The sequence below is a fragment of the Paenibacillus sp. EB106-05-06-XG162 genome (assembly GCF_058791655.1).
On sequence record NZ_JBYTDT010000001.1, the window covers coordinates 901,499 to 916,750 of the forward strand.

Genomic DNA, 15,252 nt, shown 5'->3' on the forward strand with positions numbered 1-15,252 from the left:
GGGATGATAACTTGATTATAAACCCTAACATTAATGTCAGGGTCAATAGGTAACATACCGGTTCATTTCCTTCAATTTCAAAGTAAAATGTGATCAAGATCACATGGTGATATGTTCGGTTGTGGTTATAATACATCATAGATAAGGATAGGGGTGAACTACATATGGAATGCATCGTGCATTTTGAACTTGTTCGCAAAGATAAAGTGAGTCCGCTTCGGGGGATTGTTGATGTGGAGCCAGGGCAGAAGCCGTCGATCCATGATCTGGTTCAGATGTTCAAAGATATCGATTTGGAAGTAACTGTAGAAGATCCGGAAAGTTATAGTTTTCGTTCGATTGTCCCACATGATCCCTACACGATCCGGGTGAAGAAATTCGATATGGGCGAGAAGACCGATGACTACGTTGAAGATACTGAATTGAAATCCGTCATTGCGAACTTTATACCGAAGAGCAGACCTCTATAAAGTGGTTATTTGCTTTTAATATGCGTGAAGTGAAATGCCTCCTTAGGGAGGCATTTTGTTTGATGAAATCTTACGAATTTACCCTTGTATAATTTAACAATTCACGTTATGTTATTGATCGGAGCATGTCTATGATTTCAAGTCGTATACCGGTGGAGGAAATGATCAATGTCCAGTTCAAACAGTGGGAGTACAACAATTATTTTACGTCTCGAAATGGATAAGGAACTTGTTACGTTCGGAAAAGTAGCAACGCTGATTACAGAAGCGGGAGGGGATATCGTTGCGATTGACGTTGTGAAATCAACCAAGAAGACAACAACAAGGGATATCACCATTCAAATTGGGGATGACGCTCAGCAAAACGCTATTGAAAAAGGGTTGAAAAGACTACGAGGCACACGCATCATTAATATATCTGATCAAATCTTCCTGATGCATTTGGGAGGTAAGATTGAGACGCTTCCGAAAATGCCAATTAAGAACCGTGCGGATCTATCCCGCGTGTATACACCAGGTGTTGCAAGAGTTTGTATGGCGATTCATGAAGATCCTTTGAAAGCGCATTCTCTTACGATCAAACGCAACACGGTTGCTGTTGTATCAGACGGTTCCGCGGTTCTAGGACTTGGTAATATTGGGCCTGAAGCAGCCATGCCTGTCATGGAAGGGAAAGCCATGTTATTCAAGCAAATGGCGAATGTGGATGCGTTCCCGATCTGTCTGAATACACAGGATACAGAAGAGATTATTCAAATCGTGAAGGCCATCGCGCCATCGTTCGGTGGAATCAATCTCGAGGATATCGCATCGCCGCGCTGCTTCGAAATTGAACAACGATTGATTGAGGAATTGGACATCCCTGTATTTCATGATGATCAGCACGGCACGGCTGTCGTCCTCCTGGCAGGTCTAATCAATGCGCTGAAAATTGCCGGTAAGAGGTTAGAAGAGTGTAAAATTGTTGTCTGTGGCATTGGTGCAGCCGGTATTGCTTGTACGAAAATATTACTCGCTGCGGGTGCCGTGAACGTAATTGGTGTTGACAAGACGGGTGCAATTGTACGAGGGGATTATGAGGAAAATAGTGTGTTTGGTGCATATGCGGCCATAACGAACCCAAATCTTGTTCAAGGGCAGCTTTGTGAAGTCATTCAAGGCGCAGACGTCTTTATCGGGGTATCTGGACCGAATGTTCTGAAGCTTGAAGATGTGAAGAACATGGCAGCGGATCCAATCGTGTTCGCGATGGCGAATCCAACGCCTGAGATATCTCCAGAAATTGCAGAGCCTTATGTTCGCGTCATGGCTACGGGAAGATCTGATTATCCGAACCAAATCAATAACGTGCTCTGTTTCCCTGGCATGTTCCGGGGTGTGCTCGATTGTAGAGCTTCTCGTGTGACGGAGAGTATGAAGCTGGCAGCTGCCTATGCGATTGCTTCTGTCGTTACGGATGAAGAACTGAATGAACAATATATCATTCCAAGCGTATTCAATTCCGAGGTTGCTGCGAAAGTTCGTGATGCGGTAAGCCATGCTGCCTATGAGGCAGGCGTAGCACGCCGTCATCGCCATGAGACATTCGCAGAGGATCCGGGGTATGCGGACTTGGTCTAAACCTATAGAGGAGATTCTAGTGATGACTTTGATTCAAGCAGGAGAAGTGGTACTTTTTCAAGGGGATAGTGTGACTGATTGCGGGCGCGATTATCGTAACCCGAAAGATTTGGGAAATGGGTACGCGAACATGGTAGTTGGGATGTTCAACGCACTTTACCCGAATCAACGAGTTCAGTTCTATAATCGTGGGATTAGCGGCAATCGTGTTGTCGACCTGCAATCCCGTTGGCAGGAGGATTGTATCGATCTCAAGCCGAACTGGGTATCGATCCTAATCGGGATCAATGATGTATGGAGACGATATGATTCTAATGATCCGACATCAGTTGAGCGATTCAAGGATGGCTACCGTGATCTTTTGCGTCAAACGAAAGAGCGTCTCGGTGCGAAGTTAATCATCTGTGAGCCTTTTGTATTACCGGTTCCTGAGGATCGCAGAACATGGCGCGAAGATTTGGATCCGAAGATTCAAGCTGTTCGTGATCTAGCAGCAGAATTTGAAGCGATATATATTCCACTCGATGGCATATTCGCCCAACATTCTACGCAGACGCCTCCATCGTATTGGGCAGAAGATGGAGTTCATCCATCGGTAGCGGGTAACGGATTGATTGCTAGAGCATGGCTGCAAGCGGTACAAGCCATTTCATAACGGTATACTGATTAAGAAGAACGCTGTCCTGCCGCTGAAAGATGCACAGGCAGCGTTCTTTTGTTATGATAATTGGAAGGGCTTTATAGGAGGAGGATGATGGAATGCAAAAAAGAACGAAGAAGATCATACTCGCCTTGTCCGTTGTGTTCTTATTTCTGCTCGGAACGGCAGCTTGGTATCTCTGGCCGTATAAGCCTGCTCCATCGGCTGTTCAAGCAATGCAAGGGAATAATACCATTAAAGTCACAACTGATTCTTATGGAATAACCATTGAACCTGCTCACGAACCCATCCAACAAGTCGGGATTGTTTTCTATCCAAGTGCAAAGGTAGAGGCCGAGAGCTACGCGCCGCTGGCAAGAGATTTTGCAACACTCGGGTACCGGACGATCATCGTTAGATTGCCACTAAATCTTGCTCAATTGGGGGGGAATCGTGCGAATCTTCTAATGAATCGTTTCCCTGATCAGCCCTTTGTCATTGGCGGTCATTCCATGGGAGGTACATACGCAGCACGGTATACCGCGTCGAAACCAAGTAACGTGAAGGGCTTATTCTTCCTAGGGGCCTATTCGGATCAACCACAAACCTTGCCTGTACTCTCGATCCTTGCTTCTCATGATCAAGTATTAGATCTAGATACTTATAACCGTTATCGTTCCAATCTCCCGAGGACAACTCAGACCCTGACGGTCGAGGGTGGAAATCATGCGCAATTCGGGGATTATGGTCCTCAAAAAGGGGATGGACTAGCTACTATCACACCGGAAGAACAACGTACGCAAGTGGTGCAAGCGGTCGTGAAGTGGGTTGCCAATATTGGTCCGTCGAAGGTTCAACCGTAATACGTTATCAGTTATTTGGTAAGGAGTCCATATGAATCGAAAACCGAAGATATTAGAGATTCAATCGTTGCGTGGTCTGGCCTTTCTTGCTGTTGTCATGCAGCATGCTGTCGCCCACTATGCAGCGGTTCCTGAGATGCAGCTCGAGGATGGCGTGATGATGGCTATTCTCCTCGTGCTCGCTAAATTTGCAGTGCCTGTGTTCGTATTCATTACGGGCCTTGTCTTGTTCTACAATGATAAAGACGATTTTAACTATGGAGATTTTATCAAGAAACGCTTTAGCGATATTATTCTACCCTATTTGATATGGTCTGCGATCTATTATGTTTCCACATATGGGTGGAATGATCTGTGGCTGTTCCTGCAAATGGGCTTCACGGGTAAAGCTAGCTATCATCTCTGGTACGTCGTGATGATCATGCAGTTCTATCTGTTGTTCCCCTTATGGCGAATCGCGATTCGCTGGCTTCACGCGAAGCTGACGGGTTGGCGAGGAGTCGCTGCTCTGATGTTGGCAGGCGTATTATATATTGTTCTTATGGGACATGTGTCTGATTTAGGGCAGTGGACGAAGCTGCATCCGATCCCCGTAATTACAGATCTTTTCAACAAATATGCAGATCGGAACGCATTATATTATTATTTTTATTTCGTGATGGGCGCGGCAGCTGGGCTGCATTTTGAACAATGGAAACGAATCATTGAGAGGTATAAATTCATCTATTGGACCGTATTCATCGGATTGTTCGGATATTATGTCTATATCTCGGTTGGGGCTTTTCAGACATCGCAAGGGATCAAATTCAATTTCTATCAAGTATTTTTGCTCCGACCGCTTATGGCTGTATTTTTAATGAGTTCCATTCTTGCGGTGTATCATCTCGCCATCATTTGCACACGTCAATCTACTGCTCACATCAATCGGCTATTGACTTGGATCGGGATGTATTCCTATGGGGCTTATCTGGCCCATGCAGCCACGCTTCGACTAGGCTATATCGTGGATCGTTACCTATTGCTGGAACTAACCGTCACGGCACGAATGTTGATTGTGATGGGGATTGCAGCAGGGACTTCCGTGTTATTAACCGTCATTCTAAGTCGAATCCCTTATGGAAAGTGGATCGTTGGCATACAGGTACGAAACCCGAAGTCGAAGCAGAGAGTAGAGGCATAATTCGAACGGAGTCTATGACAGTCAGCAATAAGATGGACAATATTTCTAACCAAATGGTACGATGAATGAGAATTGAATACGTGATGAATCAAGGTGCTGTGCCTTCAAGGTGCAGCTGGCTTAGATGAACGATTAAGGAGGAGATGCGCATGCCTCGGAAAATAGAACGGGGATTTACGCTTGTTTATACTGGGGATGGAAAAGGAAAGACGACAGCAGCCGTTGGACTATGTGTTCGTGCAGTAGGTCGTGGCTACAAAGCCCTAATTCTTCAATTTATTAAAAGCCCACAGCGCTCCTACGGGGAGCAAATCGCGCTCGAGAAGCTCGGTGTTGAAGTACGGCAATTGGGTATTGGATTTACTTGGACGAAGACGCCGGAAGAGCACCGCGAAGCGTTCAAGACAGCTCTGGCTGCGGCGAAAGAAGCGATTCAATCTGGCTTGTATGATGTTGTGGTTCTCGATGAACTGAACAATGCGCTTGCCATTACCAGCTTTCCAATTGATGATGTACTGCCACTTGACGAAGTGCTCGACATGATCCAGAACCGTCCTGCTGGGATGCATGTTGTCATTACCGGTCGCTCTGCACGTCCAGAGATCATTGCGATTGCCGATTTGGTCAGCGAGATGCAGCCGGTCAAACATTATTATGAAGAAGGCGTCCCCGCTGTAATAGGTATTGAATTCTAATGATGTGATTGTCACTTAAACACTCCGAGTCCATTTGGATTCGGAGTGTTGTTGTCTATCATGTTATTCTGGGCATGATTATGGTAAATTAATAAGGATTCATCATCATTCTAGCTGAATCAATACATAAGCTACAGGGGGATTATGAAGTGACGAATGAAAGGCTAAATCCTTGGCTTCATATTTGGACACGGCCAAGACAAGTCATCCGTGACATTCTAAGTGGCAAGGACTCCAGAAGAAATATCCTAATACTCGCAGGCGTTAGCGGCATTCTACGCGCCTTAGATCAAGCGACAACCCGAAGCTTGGGCGATCATATGGGAACGGCGACGATTATTCTCATGAGTCTTATTTTTGGATTCATTGGTGGATTAATTAGTCTGTACCTCATTAGCTGGATTATGTCATTCACTGGCAAGTGGATTGGTGGGCAAGCTTCTTTTCATGAGGTGCTCACGGCAACGGCTTGGTCGAACGTTATCCTCATCTGGGTGGGTGTGCTCTGGATTCCAGAACTGCTGATCTTCGGGCACGAGATGTTCACGACAGTGACGCCAATGATGGATGCGAATCCAAATTTGAAGCTGCTGCTGATTGTTTTTACTTCTATTGAAATTATCTTGTCGTTCTGGGCTGTTGTTGTCTATATTCTAACACTCAGTGAGGTTCAGAAATTTTCGGGCTGGATGGCACTTCTGAATGTAATCTTGGCACTTGTTATTGCATTTGTTGTCATCTTAGTCCTTACACTTGTTATCGGTTTGATGCTTAGCGTCTTCTCCTTCGGGTTCGGGTTTGGTGGTTAAGATGAGCAAAGAATTCAAAGTGCATGAGCTGCTCGTCATTAAATCCATTGCAGAGACGATTAATCAGACCAATGATCTGGAAATTCTATTAAATTCGGTCCTTCGTAAACTGGTTGAATTAACGGATATGCATGCGGGATGGATTTTTCTCGCTGAAGATTGCTCGGATTATTATTCTTGCCCTGCAGACTTTCAGCTGCCCGAAGCGCTTGAGGCCGATGATCGTAAGCTATTAACGACGGGGTCATGCTGGTGTCTTGATGGGTATTGGAATGGGAAACTGAAAGCAGCCGTAAATACGATTTATTGTCAACGGCTTGATCAGGCGGTTGCTTACAAATATGGCGATACCGAAGGGATTACGCATCATGCAACCATTCCTTTGACGGCGGGGAACCGGCGATTCGGGATCTTGAATGTTGCGGCAGCAGGTAAAGAGCATTTTAGCCAAGAAGAATTAACGTTAATGGAATCTATTGCTTTTCAGGTAGGAACCGCTGTAGAGCGCACGTTATTATATCAGTCGCAGCAGAAGAGAGCTGACTTGTATTCGAAGCTAGGGGAATTGGCCCGCGACCTGGGTAAGCTGCTCATTACCGAGCAAATCCCGGATCTTGTAACACGTTGGATCGGCGAGCAGCTAGGCTGTGACTATGCGGCCTTCTTCATGGAGGAGAATGGAGGGCTCTCCAGACGGACCTCATGGCAGGATGGAAAAGTCCACCATCGACGGAAGCTCTATACGATCAAGCAAGCGGGCGAAGCAGGACTTGCCTTCCTCTCTGGAGAGACGCAGCAATGGAGACGCAAACCAAAGGAACAACATAAGGACCATGCGATATCGAAAGACATTCATACGGCGATAGCCGTACCGCTGCAGTTCCGAGATAAGCCGATAGGGGTTATTTTCGCTGGCTCACAATGTCGAAGCTTCGATGAGGTCGATGTGGAGCTGCTCGAAGCGCTCTCAGGTCATATTACCTTAGCATTCGAGAATGCCAGACTCCATCAACAACAGCTTGATCTGCTGAAGTGGGAGGAGCGGAACCGACTTGCGCGCGATCTGCATGATTCGGTATCACAAATGTTGTTCTCGCTCCAATTTACGGCTCGCGGGATGGAGGCCATGCTCGAGAATCCGCCAGAGATGGTGAAACGTGCGGTGAAAGATATGCAGGATCTAACGCAGAGTGCGCTGACCGAAATGCGCTCATTAATCTTACAATTACGTCCGGTAGGCCTAGAACAAGGACTCTTAACAGGATTATACCGATACGGCAAGGCACAAGGCCTCGTTGTGATCAATTGTGTCGAAGGGATGCTCGATCTCTCGAGCCGCGTTGAAGAAGCGCTGTTCCGCATTGGGCAAGAAGCGCTCAATAACACCCGGAAGTATGCTGGACACCCTCAGGTTCAGATTAATTTGAAACAACAGCAGCAGCTCGTTTGTATGGAAATTTCGGATCAAGGGGATGGATTCTCGCCGCTGAAGATCGATGGAACCAGTACGCTCGGGATGCGGACGATGCGCGAACGTGCTGAATCGCTCGGAGGTACATTAGTAGTAGATAGCCGCAAAGGCGAAGGAACGACGATTCGAGTATTGATACCGAATCATAAGTGAAGGGGGAGTCGGACCGAATGAGCATCAAAGTGCTTATTGTAGATGATCATGCGATCGTCATACGCGGGCTTCAGTATTATCTGATGACGCAACCAGATATAGAAGTAGTAGGTGAAGCAACGAGCGGACAATCGGCGATTGAGCAGATCGAGACGCTGCAACCGGATGTCGTCCTTATGGATCTTCTTATGCCAGGAATGACAGGAATTGAGGCGACACAGCAAATTCGGGTCAAACATCCGAATATTAAGGTTATTGTACTGACATCTTTCTCAGATCATGACCATGTGCTGCCTGCCATCCAAGCAGGAGCGAACGGTTATCTACTGAAAGACATCCAGCCGGATGAGCTGGCTCAAGCGATTCGTGGCGTATATCAGGGACAGGCGCAGCTGCATCCGCGCGTAACGGAACAATTGATGTCCCATCTTGTGGAGAAACCGGCCGCACCAGTTCAAGAGGATGAATTGGATGGCAACTTGGATGTTCTTACCCCACGGGAGAAGGAAGTATTAGAATGGATTGCGCTCGGTAAGAGCAACAAGGAGATCGCTGCCGCGTTTCATATCACCGAGAAAACCGTGAAGACCCACGTGAGCAATATTCTGAGCAAGCTGGGGTTGACGGCACGTACGCAGGCTGCGATTATCGCCATCAAGCACGGTTTGACAGGCCAATAGCATAAGACCATCTACGACCAAAGTCGTAGAACTGCCCAACATTTTGTTGGGCTTTTTTTGTAGTCCAAGTTCATCCGATGTGCTGAGGGAAGATTGTCATTCTGATGTTATCATAAGTACATAAGGTAACAAGACATCAACAACATATACCGGAGGTTACATCGATGAGTAAGGTATTATTCGTAAAAGCAAATGATCGTGCAGCAGAACAAGCGGTGAGTGTGCAAATGTACAATGCATTCTTATCGAGCTATAAAGAAGCAAATCCATCGCATGAAATTATGGAACTAGATCTATTCTCAGAGAATTTGCCATATTACAACGCAACAATCATGAATGGGATGTTCAAAACAGCAAAAGGCTTCGAGACAACACCTGAAGAGCAAATTGGCGCAGCTACTGTGAACAAATACTTGGATCAATTCCTAGCAGCAGATAAAGTCGTATTCGCATTCCCACTATGGAATATGTCCGTTCCAGCCGTACTTCACACGTACATTGACTACTTGAACCAAGCAGGCAAAACATTCCGCTATACAGCACAAGGTCCTGTAGGACTTGTAGGTGATAAGAAAGTTGCGCTTCTAAATGCGAGCGGCGGCGTATATTCGGAAGGACCACGTATGCATGAAGAAATGGCGCTTAAGTTCATGGAATATAACATGAATTTGTTCGGCGTGACGAACATTGAGAAACTTGTGATCGAAGGACATAATCAATTCCCAGATCGCAGTGCAGCGATTGTAGCAGAAGGTCTAGAAGCAGCAGCGAAATTAGCGGCAAGATTCTAATCCAAATTCGAGGATAACAGGGGGAATGTATTCATGACAACGTATAAATCTATTGTAATCGGAACGGGTCCATCGGGACTCACAGCAGCTATCTATTTGGCTCGTGCGAATTTGAATCCGCTCGTGATCGAAGGACCGGAACCAGGCGGGCAATTGACGACGACGACGGAAGTGGAGAACTTCCCTGGTTTTCCTGAGGGTATCCAAGGCCCTGAATTGATGGACAATATGCGTAAGCAAGCGGAGCGCTTCGGTGCTGAGTTCCGTACAGGCTGGGTGACGAATGTGGATACATCCGTACGTCCATTCACGTTAACGGTGGAAGGAATCGGACAAATTTCCGCAGAGACACTCATTATTTCAACAGGGGCTTCAGCGAAATATCTTGGCATTCCTGGGGAAAAAGAAAACGTTGGCCGCGGTGTGAGCACCTGTGCGACTTGCGATGGATTCTTCTTCCGCAATAAGAAGATTATCGTCGTGGGTGGCGGGGACTCTGCCATGGAAGAGGCGAACTTCTTGACGCGTTTTGCCTCGGAAGTTGAAGTTGTGAATCGTCGTGATGAGCTACGTGCCTCGAAGATTATGCAGGATCGTGCACGTCAGAACCCGAAAATCCGTTGGTCACTTAACCGTACACCGCTTGAAGTGGTTGCTGGGGATCAAGGTGTTACAGGACTGAAAGTTCGTAACAATGAGACAGGTCAAGAGGAAATTATTGAAACGGAAGGTCTATTCGTGACGATCGGTCATACGCCGAATACGAAATTCCTAGGTGGGCAAGTTACTACGGATGACCATGGCTATATTGTCGTGAAGCCGGGTACTACCGAGACGAATATCCCAGGGATCTTCGCTTGTGGCGATGTCCAAGATACGAAGTATCGTCAAGCGATCACAGCTGCAGGCAGCGGATGTATGGCTGCCCTAGAATGCGAACGTTTCTTAGAAGCCCACGAAGCTTAAATGAAGTTCAAAAATCACCTTTAGTCGATTTTTGAATACCTATTATAATCAAAAAGGAGTGTATTTGAACATGGCAGATAACAACGTCATTGTCTACTCGCGTAACTATTGTCCACACTGTGTACAGGTGAAGAAATACCTGGAGGAGAACAATGTTGCTTTCGAAGAACGCAACGTGGACACGAACGAAGCATACATGGAAGAACTGTTCAACCTTGGTATGCGTGCCGTGCCGGTAACGGTTGTTGGTGAGGAGAAAATCCTCGGCTTTAACACCACGCAATTGAAGCAAGTTCTAAGTATTTAATCGCTAGCGATTGAACTGCAATTGATTTTAACATCATCCAAACTCCATTTACCGCTTGTGCGTCAAGGGATTTCCCAGCGCATAAGCGGTCTTTTTTTTGTGGAATAATTTAGGGCTAATTGGTAAAAATATGCTTCAAAAGGATGGTGTGGCCCATGTGCAGAAGATTTTCGTTAAGCGCCGATTTGAATGAAGTACAGGAATATTTTAAGATCGATACCGTATTAACTTACTACCGTAAACGGTACAATATTGCGCCTACACAGGATATGGCCATCATAATGCAGGAGGGGAACGAACGCAGACTAGATCAAAGTCGTTGGGGTCTATTTCCTTTCTGGGGAAAGGACGCGATCAATGCAGATATCGACGCCGTTCATCGGAACCCCGCTTATCCGAAAATGATCGATCGTCGAAGATGCATCATCCCGTGCAACGGATTTTACTATTGGAGAACAGTTGGTAAAAGAAGCTACCCGATACGGGTCGTCATGAAGAATCGTGGAATTTTCGGCGTTGCTGGGCTGTATGAGAACTGGCGGGATACACGAGGTGTAGAGGTCAGAACCTGCACATTGTTGATGACAAATGCGAATACGACGGTACGTGAATTCGATTCCCGCATGCCAGCAATTCTGGATGAAGAGGGAATGGAAGCTTGGCTGGATCCTAACTTGCGCGGTGTCAATAATCTTAGATCCTATCTCAGACCGCATGAGGATGCACGCATGGATATGTATCCCGTATCTCCACTGCTGGCGAATGATGCGTTCGATACGATGGAATGTATTCAGCAGATGGATATGAAGATGGCTTGGGTGAAGGAATAGGAAGCGAAAGGGAGGGGGTGACATGCACGATCTTTCGGAGCAGAATCCGTCGGTAATGCCTCTGCTTGACTATACGAAACGGATGTTTGAAGACAGCGAAGACATTGTTCATCGGACCTTTCCTGAGATTAGCTTGGAGATCATCTATTCCAGTGTACTCATCGATAATAGCGCTATGTATCGTGAGGTTATTGTGCCACTCAGCAACATTAAAGAGAGTGAAGTCATTGACCTCATGAAGCGCGAACAATTTGTCGCATTGGTATCGGGCGAAGATATCGTGGCGAAGATTCTCGATGGACATGTCGCGATTTTCTATCAGCAGCTAGCGTATGTCATCAGCGAATATGGGCCGGAATACCGAAGCATCAGTGTATCTCCGTCCGAAATGGTGGTTGCCGGGCCGAACGATGCTTTCGTGGAGTCGCTAAATACGAACATATCTTTAATTCGAAGAAGGTTGAAGAATCCGACCTTGAAGTTCAAGTCTTATGTGATCGGTTCACAGGCGAAATCCAAGATGGTTATTGCTTATTTGGAAGATCATGTGAACCAGGATTGGCTCTCGGAGCTGGATCAACGCATTGAAGAGATTCAGACCGACAGCATTCAGGATACGCACATTCTCGTGCAATACATCGAAGACGATCAAATATCGATGTTCCCGCAATTCCATATAACCCAACGCCCAGATGTCGTGATCTCGAAGCTACTGGAAGGCAAAATCGTTGGTTTGCTCGAAGGTAGTCCGAATGCGTTCAGCGCGCCAAGCCAGTTCTTTGATTTCCTGGAGTCGCCGGATGATTACGGCCAGAGGTGGGTCTACGCGATAATTATCCGGTTTTTCCGCTATTTGGCGGTGATCGTCACGCTCTTAGGAACGGCGTTATATGTCGCGATTACGACATACCACTATGAGATGGTTCCGCAGGAACTACTCGTCAGCTTATCGGAATCCAGGAGTAAAGTGCCGTTTCCTCCAGTGATTGAAGCGTTGATCCTGGAATTGACGATCGAATTTCTACGTGAAGCTGGCATTAGGCTGCCAATCCGCATCGGTCAGACACTTGGCATCGTAGGCGGTATAGTCCTCGGAGAGGCATCCGTCGCGGCAGGATTCACGAGCAATATTTTGGTTATCACCATAGCAGGATCAACACTCGCTTCCCTGGTACTGCCGAATTACACGATGTCAATTGCATTCCGTTCCTTCCGATTTCTCTTTATCATGCTTGCTGCATTGTTTGGCAATTTCGGGATATTCGTCAGCGTCATATTCCTGGTCAATCATCTTGCTGGCTTAACGAGTCTAAATACGCCCTATCTCTATCCGCTAGCTCCTGCCTATCCGAAGACTTGGAAATACACTTTCATGCGTCCCCCTTATCAAAAAAATAAAAAACGAGGTCGATTCTCGCGTGAATAAACGTCGAACGCAAGAAAAGGTCCATCCCATACATATCTCGATCTTGGTCTATAACATCCAATCGGGAATCGTTGTGTTCTACCTCCCCAATTACGCAGCCGCAGGATATGGAACGAATGGGTGGATCAGTATCCTATTCATGTCAGCGATCGTGATGCTGAATATCTTTGTGATCTCTTGGTTGTACCGGGCAGGCCATGGCGCTTCCGTGTTCGATATCGTTGAATCACGCGTTTCTCGTGGATTTGCCATCCCGTTCTACATGATTGTCGTTGTGCTCTGGTGCGCAATCGCAGCGATCGTATTGAAGGAGTTCGTGTTGTTGATTCAAGATAATATACTGCACATGACACCCAATTATATCCTGGTAGGGATCATGTTTCTTCTGGCTTTGCAATTGGTGACCAAAGGAATTTATAACATCGTTAAAGCCTCGACTATCTTTTTTGGTCTTACTGTATGGGTCATCGTTTTTTTGTTATTCAGCATTCAAGAAATCGATCTCGTTCGGTACACGCCATTTATATTTCAGGGCGGGCGCTATACGCTGAAATACAGTTTCCAAATCTATAGCGCCTTTATTGGATTTGAGCTATGCATGATGCTGTTTCCTTTTGTATCATCCGCATCACGGCAGAGCGCTGAGAACCTGGAAACCCAGCCTATAACGAAATTGTTCAAAGCGATGTATTTAGGAAATCTCTATACGACTGCGATCTATTTAACGCTTACCATTGTTTCGTTCGGGTTCTACAATGCACAGGAACTAGCTAATATCACTACGCCGACGGTTTATCTGTTCTCTTATTTTCAATTGCCATTCGTTGAGCGGATTGATCTTCTCTTATTCAGTCTCTATTTGCCGAAGCTTATTCTTACTGTCGTGATGTATTTATGGGGGGCGCTTCAATGCATGGAACGAATCTATTCGAAGCGCAATTCGAAGCTTTTAGCGACATGGATTGTCATCTTCTCTTTTGTAATCTCGCTGGTTCCAATTTTGGGAAGGACATTGATGCGGTGGATGGATATCTTGTTTATCATTGAAATCTGTTTGAGTTTTGGCATTCCGATCCTGTTAGTGCTGTTGCTTCGTCTGAGAAAACCGAGGGTACAGCAGCCATGAAGCGGGTTCGTTGGGTACTTGTCGTCTTGGTACTATCGTTCTGTGCAGGGTGCAACAAAGATCAACATATTATAGGTCAAGTAGGATTCGTGAATTCGGTTGCGATTGATCAGGCGGCCGAAGGAGGGGATATGTTCCGTGTGAGCGTGTCTATTCCGCGAAGATCGGAGACCGATCGCAATAAAACATTATCTGCAGCGGCTCACAATTTCCAGGAAGCGATGATTAATTTGACGCGGCAGACTGATTTTTATGTGGGGAGCGGGCAAATAAGAAGCATTCTGTTCGGCGAGAAATTAGCAAAGAAAAATATAGAATTAGTCGTAAAAAGCTTTTTTAATAATGCATCGATCGGTGCAAGAGTTAAATTGCTCATCGTGAAAGGGCGAGCAGAAGATATCTTTACCAATCGTGTCACGAAGGATCCGATCGCCAGAGAATATATCTCCAGAGCGATGGAACGGCTTATTCAAAATTATGGCGTGCAGGAGGTCAATATACACACCTTCATGCGAGATTTCTATGATGATGGCGTGGATCCATTTGTACCGATGATTAAGATCGAGAAGGATGAAATTGTACAGGATGGGCTTGCGATTTTTCGGTACGGTCAAATGAAGTATCATTTAGAGCCGGTGTTATCCCAGTATCTATTTATACTGAGCGGTGGGTTCTCGGGCGCATCGCTACAACTAAATCTGGAAAATCCGAGTGGAAATCAGAAGCAAGGAAACTCGAAAATGAACATATCGCTCGAGCATATCAGGAATCTCCGTAAAATTAGAGTTCAGACGCAAGATCCCCGGCATATGCGAGCAACGATTAAGCTTCAGATTTATGGAGAAATCAATGATTATGTGCCGAATGTGGATCTGAACATCGGGTCCGAGCAGATCAAACTGGAGAAAAGGCTGAAGAAACAATTCGAGACCGAAGTCCAAGCGATGTTGAAGTTATTGCAGCGGTTGGAGCTTGATCCGATCGGCATCGGCCAGTATGTTCGGAATCAAATGAGTTATACGGCATGGAAGGCGTTAGATTGGCGCAAAGCCTATTCCCAAATGGATATAACATGTGAAGCGGATATTCGGATTAAGCATGTGCCACGTATCTATTAATGAGTCTGCTGTTATCACAGCGGACTTTTTTTGCCGGATCAGCTACTGCGGGTGCGGGGTTGAAGGTCTTATCTGATCAATGGTACATTGGATGCAATAGACATAAT

At 46.1% G+C, this 15,252-nt stretch carries 16 protein-coding genes; all 16 read left to right on the forward strand.

Annotated elements, in window-relative coordinates; translation table 11 throughout:
- Positions 1 to 164: 164 nt before the first annotated feature.
- The 16 genes from AC3WU2_RS03890 to AC3WU2_RS03965 all read left to right on the forward strand — a co-directional run bounded on the left by AC3WU2_RS03890 (position 165) and on the right by AC3WU2_RS03965 (position 15,145).
- Complete coding sequence (locus AC3WU2_RS03890) at positions 165 to 470, forward strand: hypothetical protein (RefSeq protein WP_018757957.1); 306 nt, start codon at positions 165 to 167, stop codon at positions 468 to 470.
- 168 nt (positions 471 to 638) lie between these two features.
- Positions 639 to 2,090, forward strand: a complete 1,452-nt coding sequence (locus AC3WU2_RS03895) for an NAD-dependent malic enzyme (RefSeq protein ID WP_492451416.1) — start codon at positions 639 to 641, stop codon at positions 2,088 to 2,090.
- A 22-nt stretch (positions 2,091 to 2,112) separates the two neighbouring features.
- Complete coding sequence (locus AC3WU2_RS03900; RefSeq protein WP_492451418.1) at positions 2,113 to 2,745, forward strand: SGNH/GDSL hydrolase family protein; 633 nt, start codon at positions 2,113 to 2,115, stop codon at positions 2,743 to 2,745.
- 104 nt (positions 2,746 to 2,849) lie between these two features.
- Positions 2,850 to 3,593 carry an alpha/beta fold hydrolase gene (locus AC3WU2_RS03905; protein WP_492451420.1) on the forward strand — a complete coding sequence of 248 codons (744 nt, stop codon included), beginning with the start codon at positions 2,850 to 2,852 and terminating at the stop codon, positions 3,591 to 3,593.
- 31 nt (positions 3,594 to 3,624) lie between these two features.
- Entirely contained in the window at positions 3,625 to 4,773 is a 1,149-nt protein-coding gene (locus AC3WU2_RS03910) for an acyltransferase (protein WP_492451422.1), read from the forward strand.
- A 149-nt stretch (positions 4,774 to 4,922) separates the two neighbouring features.
- Positions 4,923 to 5,468, forward strand: a complete 546-nt coding sequence (cobO, locus tag AC3WU2_RS03915) for a cob(I)yrinic acid a,c-diamide adenosyltransferase (RefSeq protein ID WP_018757962.1) — start codon at positions 4,923 to 4,925, stop codon at positions 5,466 to 5,468.
- A 149-nt stretch (positions 5,469 to 5,617) separates the two neighbouring features.
- Positions 5,618 to 6,277, forward strand: coding sequence for a Yip1 family protein (locus AC3WU2_RS03920; RefSeq protein ID WP_492451425.1), 660 nt, complete (start codon positions 5,618 to 5,620; stop codon positions 6,275 to 6,277).
- A 1-nt stretch (position 6,278) separates the two neighbouring features.
- Complete coding sequence (locus AC3WU2_RS03925; RefSeq protein WP_492451427.1) at positions 6,279 to 7,901, forward strand: sensor histidine kinase; 1,623 nt, start codon at positions 6,279 to 6,281, stop codon at positions 7,899 to 7,901.
- Positions 7,902 to 7,918: 17 nt separating this feature from the next.
- Positions 7,919 to 8,581, forward strand: coding sequence for a response regulator (locus tag AC3WU2_RS03930; protein WP_492451430.1), 663 nt, complete (start codon positions 7,919 to 7,921; stop codon positions 8,579 to 8,581).
- 164 nt (positions 8,582 to 8,745) lie between these two features.
- Positions 8,746 to 9,372, forward strand: a complete 627-nt coding sequence (locus AC3WU2_RS03935; RefSeq protein WP_492451432.1) for an FMN-dependent NADH-azoreductase — start codon at positions 8,746 to 8,748, stop codon at positions 9,370 to 9,372.
- A 33-nt stretch (positions 9,373 to 9,405) separates the two neighbouring features.
- Positions 9,406 to 10,338, forward strand: a complete 933-nt coding sequence (gene trxB / locus AC3WU2_RS03940) for a thioredoxin-disulfide reductase (RefSeq protein WP_314586290.1) — start codon at positions 9,406 to 9,408, stop codon at positions 10,336 to 10,338.
- 70 nt (positions 10,339 to 10,408) lie between these two features.
- Complete coding sequence (locus AC3WU2_RS03945; protein WP_018757968.1) at positions 10,409 to 10,645, forward strand: glutaredoxin family protein; 237 nt, start codon at positions 10,409 to 10,411, stop codon at positions 10,643 to 10,645.
- Positions 10,646 to 10,800: 155 nt separating this feature from the next.
- On the forward strand, positions 10,801 to 11,475 hold the full coding sequence (locus AC3WU2_RS03950; RefSeq protein ID WP_492451435.1) for an SOS response-associated peptidase: 675 nt from the start codon (positions 10,801 to 10,803) through the stop codon (positions 11,473 to 11,475).
- A 22-nt stretch (positions 11,476 to 11,497) separates the two neighbouring features.
- A complete protein-coding gene (locus AC3WU2_RS03955) occupies positions 11,498 to 12,901 on the forward strand; it encodes a spore germination protein (protein WP_492451437.1) in 1,404 nt (467 codons plus the stop codon).
- Positions 12,894 to 14,027, forward strand: a complete 1,134-nt coding sequence (locus AC3WU2_RS03960) for a GerAB/ArcD/ProY family transporter (RefSeq protein ID WP_492451440.1) — start codon at positions 12,894 to 12,896, stop codon at positions 14,025 to 14,027. Before AC3WU2_RS03955 ends, AC3WU2_RS03960 begins: the two co-directional genes overlap by 8 nt.
- Complete coding sequence (locus tag AC3WU2_RS03965; protein WP_492451442.1) at positions 14,024 to 15,145, forward strand: Ger(x)C family spore germination protein; 1,122 nt, start codon at positions 14,024 to 14,026, stop codon at positions 15,143 to 15,145. Before AC3WU2_RS03960 ends, AC3WU2_RS03965 begins: the two co-directional genes overlap by 4 nt.
- Positions 15,146 to 15,252 lie beyond the last annotated feature (107 nt).